The organism is Pelomonas sp. V22 (genome assembly GCF_030014915.1).
Taxonomy (GTDB): Bacteria; Pseudomonadota; Gammaproteobacteria; order Burkholderiales; family Burkholderiaceae_C; genus JAUASW01.
Genome location: NZ_JAGIXS010000003.1, coordinates 308877 through 324738 on the forward strand (window position 1 = coordinate 308877; position 15862 = coordinate 324738).

Genomic DNA, 15862 nt, shown 5'->3' on the forward strand with positions numbered 1-15862 from the left:
TGCGATGAAAGCCACCCAACGCCAGCTGAAGTTCGAAACCAGCATCGACCCCGACACCGGCGCCCGCGTCACGCGCCTGACGCCGCTGGACGTGACCTGCCATCGCAACTACTTCTATCAGAAGTGCTTCACCAACGATGGCAAGAAGCTGATCTTCGGCGGAGAGTTCGGCCCAAACATTGGCAACCCCGCGAGCCCGAACTGGAACTACCACCTGCTGGACCTGGAAACCCAGATCGCCACCCAGCTGACCGACCAGGCCGGCGAGAACACCTTCGGCGGTTTTCTCTCGCCCGACGACAAGCACCTGTACTTCGTGCGCGCCGAGCGCCAGTTGATACGCCTGAACCTGGCCGACCTCACGGAGGAGGTGGCCTACACCGTGCCCCAAGGCTGGGTGGGCTACGGCACCTGGGTGAGCAACAGCGCCTGCACCAAGATCGTCGGCATCGAGATCCATGCGGACGACTGGTTCCCCTTGAACACCTGGCAGAAGTTCAACGAGATGTTCCACAAGAAGCCGCGCTGCCGTTTGTTCAGCGTGGACCTGGCCACGGGCAAGCAGACGGTGATCCTGGAGCAGCGCGGCTGGCTCGGCCATCCGCAGTACCGCCCGTTCGACGACAACACCGTGGCCTATTGCCACGAGGGCCCGCACGACCTGATCGACGCCCGCATGTGGTTCATCAGCGAAGACGGCACGAACCGCCGCTGCGGCAAGGAACACAGCGAGGGCGAGAGCTGCACGCACGAGTTCTGGGTGCCGGATGGCAGCGCGATGATCTACGTCAGCTACAACCACAGCTCGCCCGAGCGCTGGATCTGCAGCCTGGACCCGGTCACGCTCGAGAACAAGGTGCTGACGGCGATGCCGCAGTGCTCGCACCTGATGAGCAACTACGACGGCAGCCTGATCGTCGGCGACGGCTGCGGCAAGGCGAGCAACGACAGCAGTGCCAGCAACGAGATGCTGACCGGCGACCCCTATCTGCACCTGTTCGATCTGAAGGCCGGCACGACCCGGCCCATTGCCCGCCACGACAGCGGCTGGGACGTCTACAAGCAAAGCCGCCAGGTCACGCATCCGCACCCCAGCTTCACGCCAGACGGCAAGCAGGTGCTGTTCAGCTGCGACAAGGAAGAAGGCGAGCCCGCGCTCTACCTGGCGGACCTGGCAGTCCAGCCATGAGGTTCGGCCTTCTTGCGCTGATGCTGGCAAGCAGCCTCGCCCTGGCGCAGGAGCGTCCGCAGCTGGATGCGGCGACGGCAGTGCGCCACCAGGTGGCCGACTACCTCGGCGACTGGCAGCCGCCGCCGCTCGGGGATGCGCGGGCCTGGAAGCCCGATTTCGTCGTCGCGCTGGACGGCTCGGGTACCCACAAGAGCTTGCAGGCAGCCTTGGATGCGCTGCCTGCAAAAGGTGCGTCTGAAAGACGTTATTACATTCAATTGAAGCCGGGCACCTACCGCGAGATGCTCTGCGTGCGCGACAAGGCGCCGTTCACCGTCTACGGTCGGCCGGAGGACCCGGCTGCGGTCGTCATCGTGGCCGGCCATTTCGCCGGGGAGCCCAAGGCTGCGGGAAGCGCGGCCAATCCCTGCATGCCCAACCTGGCGGCCACGACCTATGGCACCGCGGGCAGCGCCACGTTCGGCCTGTTCAGCGATGCCGCCCAGCTGGCCCACCTGACCGTGGCCAATGATGCGATGGACGCGGTGCGGGCCGGCCAGGGCTATCCGCCCGCCGTGGCCGAATCGGGCGGGGCCCAGGCCGTGGCCCTGATGACCGAGGGCGACCGCATCCAGCTGGAGTCGGTGCGCCTGCTGGGCCACCAGGACACCTTCTATGTGCGGGCTAGGTCGCCAGGGCCTTCGCGCGTCCACGTGGGGCGCAGCCTGATCGCCGGCGACGTGGACTTCATCTTCGGCAATGCCACCTTGGTGATCGAGCAGAGCCTGATCCAGAGCCGCGCTGGCCGCCGCGCGCCGGGCGAGGGCGGCATCGTGCTGGCGCCCAGCACGGCGCCGGCGCAGTCGCGCGGCTTCCTGGTCATCAACAGCCGCCTGCTCGGCGATGCGGGCCTCGCGGCCGGCTCCACGGCCCTCGGCCGCTCCTGGGATGCCGGTGTTCCGAAGGGCAGCTGGCAGGCCGGCGTGTCTCCCAATGGCCAGGCGCTGATACGCGACAGCGAGCTCGGGCCTCACCTGAATGCCTGGGCGGCCTCGACCTCGCGCCGGCCGTTCTCGGCCAGCGGTGAGCAGGCCAATCGCCTCTACGAGTTCAACAACCGGCCGCAGCCCGATCCGGCCCGCGAACGCCTGGCCGAGAACGATGGCTGGGGCGCGGCCGGGCTCGGCACCAGCGGTGGCTCGGCGGCCATCGCCGAGCATGTGTTCGAGGTGGGCAACCGCGCCGAGCTGACCGCAGCCCTGAGCCTCGGCAGCAAGCCCAAGATCATCAAGCTCAAGGCCCGCATCGACCTCAGCAGCGACGACCGCGGCCGCCCGCTCAGCTATGAGGACTACCGCGATCCCGAATTCGACTTCGAGGCCTATCTGCGCGCCTATGACCCCAAGACCTGGGGCAAGAAGCCGCTGGAAGGCCCGCAGGAAGAAGCGCGCAAGCGCTCCAGCAAGCGCCAGGCCGAGCGGGTGATGCTGCGCATCCCGTCCAACACCACGCTGATTGGCATTGCACCGGATGCCGGCTTCTTCAACGGCGGCCTGATGCTGGACGGCGTGGAGAACGTGATCATTCGTCACCTGCACCTGGCTGATGCCTACGACCTGTTCCCGGCCTGGGACCCGAAGGACAACGCCAACGGCGAATGGAACTCGGACTACGACACCTTGACCATCCGCCGCTCGGCCCGCATCTGGGTCGACCACTGCACGTTCGACGACGGCCCGCGTCCCGACCACGCCGAGCGCGTGGCCTTCGGCCGGCCCATGCAGCATCACGACGGCCTGCTCGACATCACCCAGCAGTCCGACCTGATCACCGTGTCCTGGAACGTGTTCCGCCAGCATGACAAGACCAACCTGGTCGGCAGCAGCGACAGCCAGAAGCTCGACGAGGGCAAGCTGCGCGTCACCTTCCATCACAACCTGTGGGAGCAGACGATGGAGCGCACGCCGCGGGTGCGCTACGGCCAGGTCCACGTCTACAACAACCTCTTCGTCGGCCGCGACGACGTGGCCTACCGCTATGCCTATTCGCTGGGCGTGGGTTACGAGTCGCGCCTCTACAGCGAGAACAACGCCTGGGAGCTGCCGCCCTCGATCAAGCCCGCCCAGATCGTGCGGGCGCTCAAGGGTCAGCGTTTCTTCGACCGGGGCTCGCTCTTGAACGGCGAGCCGGTCGACCTGTTCGGCGCCCTCAACGCCGGCCGCACGGAGGCGATCAGCGCCGATGTGGGCTGGCAACCCAAGCTTCACGGAGCCCTGGATCCGGCCGATCAGGTGGCGGCTCGGGTACGGTCCGGCGCAGGGGCCGGCCGTTGGTAGACAATCCGCATTTCCAGAAACCGATCCGGTTTTCCTGAAACACCCGCCCAGAAACTTCAGAACAAGAGAAGCCCGGCATGGACGACGATTCGATTGACGTCAGCAAGCAGCAACCCGAGTCGGTTGCGGCGGTCTTGAAGGTGTTCGCGATCCTGCAGGCGCTGTCCGAGCAGCGCGACACCGGCATCTCCGAACTCTCGGTGCGCCTGGCCATGCCCAAGGCCACGGTCTACCGCTTCCTGCAGACCATGATGACCCTGGGCTATGTGCGCCAGGAACCCGGCAGCGAGCGCTATGGCCTGACCATGCGGGCCTTTGAGCTCGGCGCCAAGGCGCTTCAGTACCCGGAGCTGATCGACCTGGCCAAGCACCACATGCAGATGCTGGCCGACGCCACCGGCGAGACGGTCCACCTGGGCACGCTGATCGACTCCGAGATCATCTATGTGCACAAGGTCGATTCACGCCACATGCTGGGCATGTACTCGCGCGTTGGCCGCCGGGCGCCCATCCACTGCACGGCCATCGGCAAGGTGCTGATGGCCTGGGAGCATCCGGAGCGCCGCGACCGCGTGCTGAAGGGGGCGGAGTTCAAGCGCTTCCGCGACAAGACCATCGTCGAGCCGGCCGCCTTCCTGGCCGAGCTGCAACGGGTCAAGACCCAAGGCTTCGGCGAAGACCGCGAGGAGTTCGACGACCACATCCGCTGCCTGGGCGTGCCCATCTTCGACCGCCTCGGCCAGCCCATCGCCGGCATGAGCGTCTCCTTCCCGACCTTCCGCTACGACGAGGCGCGCGAGCCCGAGATCGTCAAGATGCTGCAGGACGCGAGCCGCGACATCTCGGCCCGCCTCGGCTGCACCCGCTTCCCGCTGGATGTTGCCGCCTGATCAAGCGGCCCTGCTCGCCGGCGCGGCCTTTGCTGCGGGCGTGCTGAATGCGATCGCCGGCGGCGGCAGTTTTTTGACCTTCCCGGCTCTGGTATTTTGTGGCGTGCCGCCCATCGCGGCCAATGCCACCAGCGCACTGGCGGTCAGCCCCGGCTACCTGGGCAGCACGCTCGGCTTTCGCGCCGAGCTCGGCACCATGCCGCGCCGGCAACTCTGGCGCGAGGGCCTGATCGCCTCCGCCGGCGGCGTGGCCGGTGCCTTGCTGCTGCTGGTCACGCCGGGCCGCTTGTTCGCCGGCCTGGTGCCCTGGCTGCTGCTGTTCGCCACCGCGATGTTCGCGCTCGGACCCTGGCTCCTGAAACGGCTTGCGCAAGGGCAAGACCTGGCACGCTGGCGCACACCGGGCCTGCTGCTGGTGGCCGTTTATGGCGGCTACTTCAACGGCGGCCTCGGCATCCTCTTGATGGCGCTCTATGTGCTGTGCGGCGAGGCCGACCTGCAGCGCGTCAACGCACTGAAGAACCTCAATTCGCTGGTGCTCTCCTGGCTGTCCGTCGCCGCCTTCGTCGTGGCGGGCGTGATCGCCTGGGCGCCAGGCCTCCTGATGATGGCGGCCGCCACCTTGGGCGGCTTTGCCGGCGCAAGGCTCGCACGGCGCCTGCCGGCCGTCTGGGTTCGCAGGCTCGTCATCGCCACGGGACTCGCGATGACGGCCCTGTTCTTCGCCCGCTCATAAAAAAAGGGGCGCCCCGGTGCAGTGAGGCGCCCCCAATCGGGAATCCAGCGATGAGGTCGGGCGTGCGCTGAATTACCAGCCAATGTCCTTCAGCAGCGGGAAGGTCAGGTCCTTGGGCGCGGTCAGCACGGTGCTGAGGCCGGGCGTGTTGAAGGGCTCCATCAGCAGGTTCGGCGTGGCCGAGGTGTCCCAGTGCGAGACCGAGGAGCCCGAGTTGTAGACCAGGGGCGCGTACAGCAGGGGCCGGCCCGCGAGGTCGGTGCCCACGCGGATGGTGCTGTCGAGCGCCAGCGTGAAGAACATGCCCGAGCGGGTGCGGCTGCGCGACTTCAGCGCGGTCTTCAGTTTGGCGCCATCGGCCTTCAGCAGGCTCACCACCGGGATGTTGATCGTGGCGTCCACGCCCGTCATGTTGGGCGGCGTGGTGGCGTCGGCGTTGTCGGCAATCATCACGCCGATGGCGCCCGCGTCCTGAACGTTCTTGACCTTGATCGCGTAGCTGCAGGAGCCGCGGTCGATCAGGGCCAGCTTGCCGCGAATGCCGCTCGCCTGGGCGGTCGTCAGGGCGCTGCAGGCCAGGCCGGTGTTGCCGTCGGCCTGGTCCACGAGGGGCATGACTTCGCCCGTCAAGCCATTGGTGCTGAGCGGCTGGCCGAAGTTGGCCGTGCCAATCTTGTAGAGACCGGCCACGCTGGCCGGCATCACGCCGGTGGCAAAGGGCGCGGCATTCAGCACCAGCGGCGTGGCGGCCGCGACATTGGCGCCGGTCCAGGCCAGGTTGGTGCTGACCGACGAGGCGACGCGCTCGGCATCCGTCATGTTGAGCCAGGTCTTGCCCGTGGTGTTGTCGAGCATGAACTGCTCCCACACGGCCGGGTAGCCCACGCCGGACGAGGTGATGCGCTTGCCAGTCTGCGGGCTGGTGCCGGCCGCGAAGCCGAGGCCGTGGCCCAGCTCGTGCAGCAGCACGCTCATCAGATTGGTGGCATTGGTCGGCGCGTTGTTGTCGAGGCCCAGGTAGAAGGGCTTGCTCGGCAGGCAGTCGCTCTTGCCCAGGTTCACGTTGAACTGGGTCTTGATGTCCATGTTGGCCGGCAGGGCCGGGTCGCTGCCGTTCTTCTCCACCAGGTTGACGCCGGCCAGCTTGTTGGCGAGGGCGCGCGGGTACCAGGTGTTGCGCTGCGGCGCACCGGCGAAATTGCGCCAGTAGCCCGAGGCGCTGGCGCTGCCCAGCGTGGCCGAGCTGGCCGTGCAGGTCAGGGCTTCCCAGCCGGCGTTGACGCTGATGGGCACGGCGCTGTCCAGCTGCTGGGCCCAGATATTGGCGACGTAGGCGTAGACGTTCCAGCGCTGGGCGCCCAAGGTGGTGCCGGGGTTGCCGCCAATGGGGGCCACCGGTGTGGTGTCGTTGAAGCCGACGCCAGCCGGGTCGCGGCTGTAGATGCGGATGTCGGCGGCGGCCTGGGCCGTGAGGCCGAGCGTGCCCAGCAGGCCGGCGAGGGCCAGCTGGCGGGCGAGGCGGTGCGTGAAATGAATGCTCATGGATGGGTTCTCACTCATTGCTTGCTGGGGGCGGTGGCGGGGCGCTGCGGTTGGCCCTTCTTCACCGCCAGCATGGCGCTGTGGGCGCCGTCCACGCAGCTGTGGCTGACGCTGCCGTCGGCATGCACATGGGCGACGGAGAAGCTGGCCTGCTCGTCGGTGGCATCGACGCCCACGGCGCCGTCGGCATTCACCATCTCGCGGGCAGCGGGCGCGGCGGCGCTGGCGCGGCGCTTGGCTGCCTGGGCCGACGACGATTTGGCTTCGCCCTGCAGCGCGCGAATTTCCTCGGGCGTGGGCTCGCGGGCCTCGCCGGTCACCGGGTCAAGAAAGATGCGGCTGGCCACCGGCGGGGCCGGCTTGGTGGCCGGTTGGGCCGGTTGGGCCGTGGCCTTGCCAGTGGCCTTGCTCGGGGCCTTGCTCGGGGCCGGCTGTGCGAAGGCGCCAATGGACAGGGCCAGCAGGCACAGGGCGAAAACGGTGAGGCGCAGCTTCATGGGGCAACTCCGGTGGCTTGAGGACGGCGGCGGCGTGCGGCGGCCATGCCACACAGGCCGAGAGAGGCGAGGGCCAGCGAAGCCGGCTCGGGGACGGCGCTGACGTTCAGCTCGTCGATGGCGATCAGGTTGGCGCTGCTGCCGTCGGCCTTGTAGACGAAGGCCAGCTGGCCGCTGAAGGGCGCCGCGAAGTTGGCCGTGAAGCTGAAGAGCGTCCAGTCGCCGGGAACGCCATCGGGCTCCAGCAGCGGGTTCAGGCTGCCGACCAGGGTGTCGAAGTGGAGCTGGCCGTCGCTGCCCACGAGGCCGCTGCGCACTTCCAGTCCGTCGGCCCAGCCGGCAGCGTCTTCGGTCCGAGCATAGAACTGCACCGTGTAGCCGCCCGCCGCCGCGAGCAGTGGCGTGATCAGCCAGTTCTCGATGGCGCCGGAGGTCTGCAGCAGGCCGTTGAGGCTGCTGGTGTAGTTGGCCATGGCATAGCTGCCGGCGCTGCCGCCTTGAGCGGCGAACAGGCCGCCATTGCCCTGCTGCCAGAACGTGCTGTCGGCCGTGGTGGCGACGCTCTTGTTGACCAAGCTCCAGCCCTGGCCGGCCAGGGCCGCGACATTGTCAAAGCCCTGCTGCAGCAGGACGGGTCCTGCCGACGATGTGGTCGCGGCTGCGCAGAGCGCTGCGGCGATGGCCACGCGTTTGAACATGCTGATCTCCTCGATGATTCCAACGAACGTCGCCGCCGTCCTCACGCGATCAGTTGATCGGTGGGCAGCTGGCTACGAAGTTATGAGCGCTGACCGGCGCCTGCATTGAAATCCGGATCGAGGATGCCGTTCAACAAGCGCGCAGCACCATGGCTTCGCCGCCGCGCAGTGTGTCACCGCCATGACGCCGTGGCATGAGAAATAGTTCAAGCCGCAAAACCGACGGTGCGGATGGCCCGGCCTTGGTGCATGCACCGATTTGCAGCGGCCGAGGATTGCCGCTACGCGCGCGGGCGTCAGGCCTTGCGCAGGTCCAGCAGGTGCACGTCCACGCGCCCCGCATTGAAGCCTGCCTCGCAGTAGCAGAGGTAGTAGTGCCACAGGCGCTTGAAGGCTTCGTCGAAGCCCAGCGGCTCGATCTCGCCCCACTGCGCGAAGAAGCGCTCGCGCCAGTCGGCCAGCGTGCGTGCATAGCTCGCGCCGAAGGCCTCGCGGCTCGCGAGCCGCATGCCGACCCGGTCCGCCTGCTGGTGCAGGGCCTCGACGCTCGGCAGCATGCCGCCCGGGAAGATGAAGGCCTGGATGAAATCGGGGGTCAGGCGGTACTGCTTGAACACCTCGTTGTCGATGGTGATGGCTTGCAGCACCGCATGGCCGCCGGGCTTGAGGCGGGTGTTCAGGGTGTCGAAGTAGACCGGCCAGTAGGCCTCGCCCACGGCCTCGATCATCTCGATGGAGACGATGCGATCGAACTGGCCCTGCACGTCGCGATAGTCCTGCAGGCGCAGCTCGATGCGGTCCGCGAGGCCGGCCTCGTTGACGCGCTGCTGCGCAAAGGCCAGTTGCTCCTTCGACAAGGTCAGCGCAGTCACATGCACATCGCTGCGCTGCGCCATCGCCACGGCCAGCGCGCCCCAGCCACAGCCGATCTCCAGCACGCGTGCGCCGGGCGGCAGCGACTTCAGGTCCAGCAGCTCGCAGATCCGGTCCAGCTTGGCGGCCTGGGCCGCTTCCAGCGTCTCGGCCTGCGGTGTGTAGAGCGCGCTGGAGTACAGCATCGAGGCATCGAGCCACTGCGCATAGAAAGCGTTGCCGAGGTCGTAGTGGGCGGCGATGTTGCGGCGGCTGCCCTTGCGCGTGTTGGCGTTCCGCGCGTGCAGCAGGCGCAGGCCCCGGCGCACCAGTGAGTTGGCGGCCAGCGAGTCGCCCCAGCTCGAGTCGTTGGCAATGCCCAGTTCCAGCAGGGCCGTCAGGTCGGGGCTGCTCCAGTCGCCATCGCGGTAGCTGCGGGCCAGGCCCAGGTCGCCCTGCGTGAACAGGCGCACCAGCGGCCGCCAGCGGGCCAGTTGCAACTGGGCCGAAGGGCCGGGGTGCGGGCCGTGACCTTCAAGCCGGCTCCCGTCGGGCAGCACAACCGTGAGAGAGCCGCAGGCCAGGCGCTCAAGCAGTCGGCCGAGCAGGCGCTTGGCCCAGGCCTGCAGCGGCCGGCCCAGCCAGGGCGCCCGCGCCTGGCGCTGTTCCGGCGCGATTTCGTTGATCGATTGGATCGAGGTATTGCTCATGGCTGCTCTTTGCTTTCCACCAAGGTGTAGTTCGGGCCGACGGCAGGGCGGTGCCGGTACAGCGGTGCTTTCTTGATCCACAGCCGCAGCGCCTCCCAGTGGATGGCGGCCACGACCTTGAGGCCGATCAGCGGATGGCTGAGGCACAGGCCCAGCAGGGCCCGGTCGGTCAGCGGCCGGGCCTCGGCTGCGTAGTGCGCCACCAGCATCGGGCCGGCGCTGTCGCGGGTGTTGATGGCCAGGCTGAGCTGGCCTTCGTGCGGCGGCCGGGTGCGGAACTCGTACTGCATGTCCATGCCGAGAAAGGGCGAGACATGGAAGGCCTTGTCGCAATGCTGGACGACGGTCTGGCCGGGCTGCAGCGGCTCGAGCAGCGGGATCAGGTAGCTGTGGCGCTCGCCGAAGGTGTTGTGCACCTCGTAGACCAGGGCCTGCAGCGGGCCGTCGGGTGCGTGGCAGTAGTAGACCGACAGCGGATTGAACTGGTGGCCCAGCATGCGCGGTGTGCACAAGATGGCGATGCGACCGCCGGTGGCCAGGCCCGCGCCGGCCAGCTGTTCGTCGATCTGCTGGCGCAAAGGCCGTTCGCTGCCATCGCCGTGATCGGTGGCGTGGAAGCTGAACAGATTGAAGCGATCGAGCGAGAACCAGCGCAGGCGCTGCTGCAGGGCGGGCAGCTCGTCCAGGTCCAGCAGCATCGAGAACACGCGGTAGGCGAGCCGGTGGCGCAGCGGCCGCAGCCGCTGGTGGCTGACGCGGCCCGTGTAGATGGCGCTGTGATCGCTCACGCAGCCACCCGGGCCTTGGCGGGCAGGGGGATGCGGCCCGACTCGTTGGCGACCTGCCAGGGCCGGCGCACGCCGCCGAGCTGCTCGGCCACGGCCAGGCCCGACTGCAGGCCGTCCTCGTGAAAGCCCGAGCCGAAGTAGGCGCCGCAGAACCAGGTCTGCTGCTGGCCCTGCAGGCTCCAGAGCTCATGCTGGGCGCGCAGCGCGGCGGCGTCGAACTGCGGATGCTCGTAGACCTCGGTGCGCAGCAGGCTGGCAGGCGCGGGCTCGCGCGTCGGGTTCAGTGTCAGGAACAGCGGATGGCTCATCGGCAGGTGCTGCAGCGCATTCATCCAGTAGGTGACGCTGAGCTGGTCGGGCCGTGCGCGGCTGGCCGCGTAGTTCCAGGCCGACCACACGCGGCGGCGGCGCGGCATCAGGCTGGCGTCGCTGTGCAGCACGGCGAGGTTGCGGCTGTAGTGGAAGGCGCCGAGCAGGCGTTGCTCCTCGAACGAAGGCTGCTTGAGCAGGCGCAGCGCCTGGTCGGCGTGGGTGGCTAGCACCACCTGGTCGAAACGCCGAGGCTGCTCCGCCCCTTCGCTGCTGACCCAGGCCCCGTCGGCATCGCGCGCGACCGAGGTGGCCGCGCAGCCCAGGTGCACGCCGGGGCCGATGGCTTCGATCATGCGGCTCACGTAGTGGCGGCTGCCGCCGACCACGGTGCGCCAGGGTTCGCGCGCGCCCAGGGTGAGCAGCTGATGGTTCTCGCAGAAGCGCACGAAGGCCTCGACCGGATAGCGGCCTATGCAGTCCGGCGAGGCCGACCAGATGGCGGCCGCCATCGGGTAGAGATGGTCGTCGCGCAGCGCCCGGCTGTAGCCGCGCAGGTCCAGGTAGTTGTCCAGCGGCAGCAGGCCGAACTCGGCGGCATCGCCCGGCGCTTCGCGGTAGAAGCGCACCAGCTCGCGCAGCATGGTCCAGAAGCGCGGGCTGAACAGGTTGCTGGGCTGGGCGAACAGGCCCTTGAGGCCGGTGCCCGAATACTCCAGCTCGCCCTGGTCGAGGCTGACGGCGAAGGACATGTCGGTTGCCTGCGTCGCCACGCCCAGGTGCTTGAACAGGGCGGTGAGATTGGGATAGGCCGCCTCGTTGTAGACGATGAAGCCGGTGTCCACGGCCAGCGGCGCGCCGCCCGGGCCGGGCACCTCGACGGTGTTGCTGTGGCCGCCGGCCCGTGCGTCGGCCTCATAGAGCGTCACGCGGTGGCGGCTCGCGAGCAGCCAGGCAGCCGCCAGGCCGGAGATGCCGCTGCCGATGACGGCCACGTCCAGACGGCCAGCGCCGGGGGCGCCCGCTGCTGCGGAAGAGGAACTGGCCGGAGTCTCGCGCATGGCTGTGTCTTTCTTGTCGGGGGGAGTGTCGCGCCTGAAGGCTTGGAGCTTGTACGCAGGCGGTGAGCATTTGGATTGCCGGTGATCTAATCGTCGCGTCGAAACGTACCAAGGGCATGAATGCCGTGCGAGAGTCTCCACCACCGCCAGCCGGCCGGCCCCGCCACCTCTCCGTGGTGAGCGATGCCGGCGACGCTGCAGCGCCGTCCTTTGATGCGCTGCTGCTGGCCGTGGCCCAGGGCGAAAAGCCTGCCTTTGCCCAGCTGTTCGGCCATTTCGCGCCGCGCCTGAAGTCCTGGCTGATGCGCGCCGGCAGCAGCGAAACCCAGGCCGAGGAACTGGCCCAGGAAACCATGGTCAAGGTCTGGCGCAAGGCCGCGCAGTTCGATCCGGCCCAGGCCGGCGCCTCGACCTGGATCTTCACGATTGCCCGCAACCTGCGCGTCGACCTGCTGCGGCGCCAGGGCCAGCCGCTGGAAGCGCTGGACGAGCAGGCCCTGGCCGAGCAGCCCGACCCGGCCGCGCCGCCCGAGGAGGCCCTGCATGTGCAGCGCCGCGAGCGCGAAGTGCGTGCCGCCCTGGCAAGACTCACGGCCGAGCAGGCCCAGGTCATCCAGCTGTCCTATTTCGACGAAGAGCCCCATGCCCGCATCGCCGAACTGCTCGGCCTGCCGCTGGGCACGGTGAAGTCCCGCATCCGCCTTGCCTTGAACCGATTGCGCCGTCTGATTGACGGCACCGAAGTGCCATGATCCGCCACCATCCCGATGATTCCCTGTTGATGGCCCAGGCGGCCGGCCGCCTGGACGGCGGCTCGGCCCTGGTGCTGGCCACCCACGCCGAAGGCTGCGAGCAATGCCGCGAGCGGCTGCGCGGTTTCGAGGTGCTGGGCGGTGCCCTGCTGGAACAGCTGGAGCCGACGGCCATGGCCGACGACGCGCTGAGCCGCGCGCTGGCCGCCATCGATGCCCCCGAGACACCGCCGCCGCACCGGCCCACGCCGCTGCGCCGCGCGGCCCCGCCGGAAGGGCGGGCCTGGCCGCGCGCGATGGAGGGTTGTGCGATCGGTCCCTGGCGCTGGATGGCGCCTGGCATGCGCTTCAGCCGTGTCACCTTGCCTTGGGATCAGCAGGCCAACGTGATCCTGCTTCGCATCGGCGCCGGCAAGCTGCTGGGCCGTCACACGCACAGCGACAGCGAGCTGACCCAGGTGCTGCATGGCAGCTTCCACGACGGCCGCGCGCTGTTCTCTGCCGGTGACTTCGATGCCACCGACGGCAGCATCCTCCATCAGCCAGCGGTGGAGCCGGGCGGGGAATGCGTGTGTCTGGCGGCGGTCAGCGGCCGCCTGGTGTTCGAGAGCCGGGTGGCTCGGACCTTCGGCTCACTGATTGGCATTTGAGGCGCGCGCCACGCGCCAGCCCAGCAGCGCTGCGAGTGCCGTGGCGCTGCTGCCCCAGGCCAGATCGGCCAGCGTGATGTGCCAGGGCCAACCGACGAGCGTGGCCTGGTTGGTCAGGTCGTAGGTGGCATAGCAGATGAAGCCGAAGGCTGCGCCGCGCAGCAGTGCCGTGCGCCCGCTCTTCGTTGTGAGTGCGGGCGCGACGGCAAAGCCGACGATGCCGGCCAGGTAGATCACGTAGAACAAGGCGGCGGCGAGCCAGTCGATATCGGTGCGCATCAGGCTACCTAGCGCGGGCCGGTAGAGGCGATCACCCATCAGCGTCAGCCAGCAGGCGTCGAGCAGCAAAAAACCGCCGGCGCAGGTGGCGTAGGCGGTCAGCAATTGGCGGGGTTGGGTGGTCATGGTGTCAGCGCAATCGGTATTGAAGCATGCGACCGCCGCGCACCTGGGAGTCCAGGGCCAGCCAGTCGCCGGTGGGTGAGTAGGACAGTTCGATCGGCGAGTCCACGCCGCTCAGGCGCCAGCGCTGGGCCGCCTGCTCCTTGCCGCGCACCTCGACCGGTGCATCGGCCAGACGTGCCAACTGCACGGTTTCGAGGCGGCCGTTCTGCGAGTTGAGCAGGCGGGTCGGAGCGATTGCGCGCAGGGCCGGGTTCCAGTAAGCGAAGCTCATCACGCAGCCGCTGATGGCGGGCGCTGGCGGCTTGCCCTGGACCTCGACACGCAGGCCCTCGGCCTCGCTGCGGGCCTGCACGCGGCTCGGCTTGCCGTCGTCCTGGGTGCTCGCGTCCATGCGGCTCAGGCAGTCGCCGCGCCAGCGTTCGGTGGCCTCGTGCTGGTAGCGGTAGACGACGAGGCCGAGGAAACGGACCTCGAAGTCGGCGCGGGTGCTGAGCACCTGCTCCTCACCCTGCTGCTTCAGCGTGAAGCGGTGGCTGCCTATGGGCTTGCCGTCGAGCCGCACTTCGAAATCCCAGACCTGCTCCTGAGCCTGTGCAGCGGTGGCGAGCAGGGCAGCCAGCAGGATCAGCGCATGTTTCGTTTGCTTCATCGCGGCAACTTTCTCGGCGGGCCCGGGAAAAAGGCATTGGTCGTGGCCAGGTAGCGTGCGTACTCGGGCCGGCGCTCGGCGATGTCCTGCTCCAGCAGGGCCACGCCGGAGACGCGCAGGAGCAGAAAGCTCATCAGCAGCGGTGAGGCCAGGGTCCACCATGCCGGTGCCATCAGCCACAGCCCCCACCAGACACAGGCTTCACCAAAGTAGTTGGGATGGCGCGAGTAGCGCCACAGGCCCTGGTCCATCACCCGGCCTCGCTGGCTCGCATCGGCGCGAAAGCGCGCCAACTGCGCATCGGCCAGCGCCTCGCAGGCGATGCCCGCCAAGGCAAGCGCTGCACCGAGACCATCGAGCCAGGAGAGCGGTCGCGCATCGCGCAGGCCGGCCAGCAAGGGCAGGGCCACGATGCAGCCCAGCACCGCCTGCAGGCCGAACACCAGGTACAGGCTCTTCAGCGCGAAGCCGGGGTCGTTGCGCTGGCGTATCGCTGTATAGCGCCGGTCCTCGCCATGGCCCCAGTTGCGCCAGCTGATGAAAAGGCTCAGTCGCGCGGCCCATAGCAGGCCGAGGGCCAGGATGATCAAGCCGCGTGCATCGAGCGCGGGCCCAACAGACGCCAGTGCGATCACCGGCGCCATCACCAGCCAGGACCAGAAACGGTCCACGAGGCTCGCGTCCCGCTGCCTGACGCTGGCGCCCCAGGCGAGCAAGGCCAGCACGAAGCCGGGCACGAAGACTTGCAGGGCTTGTGCGGGGGTCATTGCGCGCTGGGCTTGTTCTTCTCGAACAGGTAGTGACTGACCCACCATTGCTGGCCCTGGCGGTAGCCGAAGAGCTCGGCCACGGCCAGGAAGAAGAGGCGCCAGCGGTTCCACCACAGCTTGGCCTCGGCGCCGTAGACCTCGTCGAACAGCGGCATCAGCGTGCTGCGCTGCGCGTCCATGCGCTTGAGCCAGGCTTCGGCGGTGCGCTGGTAGTGCGTGCCATCCCAGCGCCAGCGCTGCACGAGGTGCAGGTCGTCCTGGCATTGCAGGGCCAGGTCATCGCTGGGCATCATGCCGCCAGAGAAGAAGTAGCGGCTCATCCAGTCGCTGGCATCCTTCTCGACGAAGGGGTAGGGTGCCTCGCGGTGGGCGAACACATGCATGAAGAAGCGACCCTCGGGCCGAAGCCAGGTCGCGATCTGGGCAAAGGCGCGGGGCCAGTTGCGCAGGTGCTCGAACATCTCGATGGAGACGATGCGATCGAACTGGGCCGCGGTCGCGAAGGCATTGAAGTCCTGTGTGATCACGCGGACGTTGTTGAGCTTGCGCTCGCGCAGCTGTGCCTCGATGAAGGCGCGCTGCGAGTGGGAGTTGGACAGGGCGGTGATGCGGCTGTTCGGGTAGCGCTCGGCCATCCACAGCGTCAGCGAACCCCATCCGCAGCCCAGCTCCAGCACGTCCTGGCCGTCGATCAGGCCGGCTCGCTTGCAGGTCTCTGCCAGGGCGGCAACCTCGGAGGCCTCCAGCGTGTCCACGCCCGAGGGCCACCAGCCGCTGCTGTACTTGCGATGTGGCCCCAGCACCGCCGCGAAGAACGCGGCGGGCAGCTCGTAATGCTGTTCATTGGCCTTCTCGGGCAGCAGGGCCAGCGGGCTCTCGCGCATGCGCTGCAGAAAGGCCTGGGTGTGCTCCGCCACCGCCACTGCATCGCCGCTCGACACTTCGGCCAGCCGCTCTTTCAGCAGCTGCCGGATGCCCAGCCGCGTGATGCCGTCGGGCAAGCGGCCTTTTTCGATCAGGGTGATGGCGCTCTGCATGCGGGTCTC

The 15862-nt window shown here is 68.3% G+C and carries 16 protein-coding genes; 6 read left to right on the top strand and 10 right to left on the bottom strand.

The features are described from left to right. Nucleotides 1-4 precede the first annotated feature (4 nt). The 4 genes from J7U46_RS13700 to J7U46_RS13715 all read left to right on the top strand — a co-directional run bounded on the left by J7U46_RS13700 (nt 5) and on the right by J7U46_RS13715 (nt 5133). Nucleotides 5-1189, top strand: a complete 1185-nt coding sequence (locus J7U46_RS13700) for an oligogalacturonate lyase family protein (protein WP_282826698.1) — start codon at nt 5-7, stop codon at nt 1187-1189. Beyond that, the gene (locus J7U46_RS13705) at nt 1186-3507 is read left to right on the top strand and encodes a pectinesterase family protein (protein WP_282826700.1); all 2322 of its coding nucleotides are present in this window, start codon (nt 1186-1188) and stop codon (nt 3505-3507) included. Before J7U46_RS13700 ends, J7U46_RS13705 begins: the two co-directional genes overlap by 4 nt. A 77-nt stretch (nt 3508-3584) precedes the next feature. Then, a complete protein-coding gene (gene kdgR, locus J7U46_RS13710) occupies nt 3585-4397 on the top strand; it encodes a DNA-binding transcriptional regulator KdgR (RefSeq protein WP_282826702.1) in 813 nt (270 codons plus the stop codon). Beyond that, nucleotides 4384-5133, top strand: coding sequence for a sulfite exporter TauE/SafE family protein (locus tag J7U46_RS13715; protein WP_282826704.1), 750 nt, complete (start codon nt 4384-4386; stop codon nt 5131-5133). The genes kdgR and J7U46_RS13715 overlap by 14 nt, the downstream gene beginning before the upstream one ends. A 72-nt stretch (nt 5134-5205) precedes the next feature. Here the strand turns inward: J7U46_RS13715 and J7U46_RS13720 are convergent, their stop codons facing one another. From J7U46_RS13720 to J7U46_RS13745, 6 genes are all read right to left on the bottom strand, one after another. Continuing rightward, on the bottom strand, nt 5206-6675 hold the full coding sequence (locus tag J7U46_RS13720) for a PA domain-containing protein (protein ID WP_282826706.1): 1470 nt from the start codon (nt 6673-6675) through the stop codon (nt 5206-5208). A gap of 14 nt (nt 6676-6689) precedes the next feature. After that, complete coding sequence (locus J7U46_RS13725; protein WP_282826708.1) at nt 6690-7172, bottom strand: hypothetical protein; 483 nt, start codon at nt 7170-7172, stop codon at nt 6690-6692. Continuing rightward, the gene (locus J7U46_RS13730) at nt 7169-7870 is read right to left on the bottom strand and encodes a choice-of-anchor J domain-containing protein (protein WP_282826710.1); all 702 of its coding nucleotides are present in this window, start codon (nt 7868-7870) and stop codon (nt 7169-7171) included. Before J7U46_RS13730 ends, J7U46_RS13725 begins: the two co-directional genes overlap by 4 nt. A 296-nt stretch (nt 7871-8166) precedes the next feature. After that, nucleotides 8167-9432 carry a cyclopropane-fatty-acyl-phospholipid synthase family protein gene (locus tag J7U46_RS13735; RefSeq protein WP_282826713.1) on the bottom strand — a complete coding sequence of 422 codons (1266 nt, stop codon included), beginning with the start codon at nt 9430-9432 and terminating at the stop codon, nt 8167-8169. Then, the gene (locus tag J7U46_RS13740; RefSeq protein WP_282826715.1) at nt 9429-10220 is read right to left on the bottom strand and encodes a DUF1365 family protein; all 792 of its coding nucleotides are present in this window, start codon (nt 10218-10220) and stop codon (nt 9429-9431) included. The genes J7U46_RS13735 and J7U46_RS13740 overlap by 4 nt, the downstream gene beginning before the upstream one ends. Next, a complete protein-coding gene (locus tag J7U46_RS13745) occupies nt 10217-11590 on the bottom strand; it encodes an FAD-dependent oxidoreductase (RefSeq protein WP_282826717.1) in 1374 nt (457 codons plus the stop codon). The genes J7U46_RS13740 and J7U46_RS13745 overlap by 4 nt, the downstream gene beginning before the upstream one ends. Nucleotides 11591-11706: 116 nt before the next feature. Between J7U46_RS13745 and J7U46_RS13750 the strand changes: the two genes are divergently transcribed. Beyond that, the gene (locus J7U46_RS13750; protein ID WP_282826719.1) at nt 11707-12342 is read left to right on the top strand and encodes a sigma-70 family RNA polymerase sigma factor; all 636 of its coding nucleotides are present in this window, start codon (nt 11707-11709) and stop codon (nt 12340-12342) included. After that, nucleotides 12339-12992 (top strand): ChrR family anti-sigma-E factor, encoded by a 654-nt coding sequence (locus tag J7U46_RS13755; RefSeq protein ID WP_282826723.1) that lies wholly within the window; start codon nt 12339-12341, stop codon nt 12990-12992. Before J7U46_RS13750 ends, J7U46_RS13755 begins: the two co-directional genes overlap by 4 nt. On the opposite strand, the gene J7U46_RS13760 is transcribed toward J7U46_RS13755, so the two are convergent. Genes J7U46_RS13760 through J7U46_RS13775 form a run of 4 tightly spaced genes read right to left on the bottom strand, consistent with a single transcriptional unit; the run spans nt 12975 to nt 15853 of the window. Beyond that, nucleotides 12975-13397: a DUF2177 family protein gene (locus J7U46_RS13760; protein WP_282826725.1), complete on the bottom strand. Its 423-nt coding sequence runs from the start codon at nt 13395-13397 to the stop codon at nt 12975-12977. The genes J7U46_RS13755 and J7U46_RS13760 overlap by 18 nt on opposite strands. A 4-nt stretch (nt 13398-13401) precedes the next feature. Beyond that, nucleotides 13402-14046 carry a DUF6134 family protein gene (locus tag J7U46_RS13765; RefSeq protein ID WP_282826728.1) on the bottom strand — a complete coding sequence of 215 codons (645 nt, stop codon included), beginning with the start codon at nt 14044-14046 and terminating at the stop codon, nt 13402-13404. Further along, nucleotides 14043-14813: a DUF1295 domain-containing protein gene (locus J7U46_RS13770; RefSeq protein ID WP_282826730.1), complete on the bottom strand. Its 771-nt coding sequence runs from the start codon at nt 14811-14813 to the stop codon at nt 14043-14045. The genes J7U46_RS13765 and J7U46_RS13770 overlap by 4 nt, the downstream gene beginning before the upstream one ends. Further along, complete coding sequence (locus J7U46_RS13775) at nt 14810-15853, bottom strand: cyclopropane-fatty-acyl-phospholipid synthase family protein (RefSeq protein ID WP_282826731.1); 1044 nt, start codon at nt 15851-15853, stop codon at nt 14810-14812. The genes J7U46_RS13770 and J7U46_RS13775 overlap by 4 nt, the downstream gene beginning before the upstream one ends. Nucleotides 15854-15862 lie beyond the last annotated feature (9 nt).

What these genes read in the sequence shown, in the direction of transcription:
- J7U46_RS13715 (WP_282826704.1), top strand. Translation starts at nt 4,384, where the DNA reads ATGTTGCCGCCTGATCAAGCGGCCCTGCTCGCCGGCGCGGCCTTTGCT.
- J7U46_RS13730 (WP_282826710.1), bottom strand. Translation starts at nt 7,870, where the DNA reads ATGTTCAAACGCGTGGCCATCGCCGCAGCGCTCTGCGCAGCCGCGACC.
- J7U46_RS13775 (WP_282826731.1), bottom strand. Translation starts at nt 15,853, where the DNA reads ATGCAGAGCGCCATCACCCTGATCGAAAAAGGCCGCTTGCCCGACGGC.
- J7U46_RS13760 (WP_282826725.1), bottom strand. Translation starts at nt 13,397, where the DNA reads ATGACCACCCAACCCCGCCAATTGCTGACCGCCTACGCCACCTGCGCC.
- J7U46_RS13765 (WP_282826728.1), bottom strand. Translation starts at nt 14,046, where the DNA reads ATGAAGCAAACGAAACATGCGCTGATCCTGCTGGCTGCCCTGCTCGCC.
- J7U46_RS13750 (WP_282826719.1), top strand. Translation starts at nt 11,707, where the DNA reads ATGAATGCCGTGCGAGAGTCTCCACCACCGCCAGCCGGCCGGCCCCGC.
- J7U46_RS13720 (WP_282826706.1), bottom strand. Translation starts at nt 6,675, where the DNA reads ATGAGCATTCATTTCACGCACCGCCTCGCCCGCCAGCTGGCCCTCGCC.
- J7U46_RS13770 (WP_282826730.1), bottom strand. Translation starts at nt 14,813, where the DNA reads ATGACCCCCGCACAAGCCCTGCAAGTCTTCGTGCCCGGCTTCGTGCTG.
- kdgR (WP_282826702.1), top strand. Translation starts at nt 3,585, where the DNA reads ATGGACGACGATTCGATTGACGTCAGCAAGCAGCAACCCGAGTCGGTT.
- J7U46_RS13705 (WP_282826700.1), top strand. Translation starts at nt 1,186, where the DNA reads ATGAGGTTCGGCCTTCTTGCGCTGATGCTGGCAAGCAGCCTCGCCCTG.
- J7U46_RS13745 (WP_282826717.1), bottom strand. Translation starts at nt 11,590, where the DNA reads ATGCGCGAGACTCCGGCCAGTTCCTCTTCCGCAGCAGCGGGCGCCCCC.
- J7U46_RS13725 (WP_282826708.1), bottom strand. Translation starts at nt 7,172, where the DNA reads ATGAAGCTGCGCCTCACCGTTTTCGCCCTGTGCCTGCTGGCCCTGTCC.
- J7U46_RS13755 (WP_282826723.1), top strand. Translation starts at nt 12,339, where the DNA reads ATGATCCGCCACCATCCCGATGATTCCCTGTTGATGGCCCAGGCGGCC.
- J7U46_RS13735 (WP_282826713.1), bottom strand. Translation starts at nt 9,432, where the DNA reads ATGAGCAATACCTCGATCCAATCGATCAACGAAATCGCGCCGGAACAG.
- J7U46_RS13700 (WP_282826698.1), top strand. Translation starts at nt 5, where the DNA reads ATGAAAGCCACCCAACGCCAGCTGAAGTTCGAAACCAGCATCGACCCC.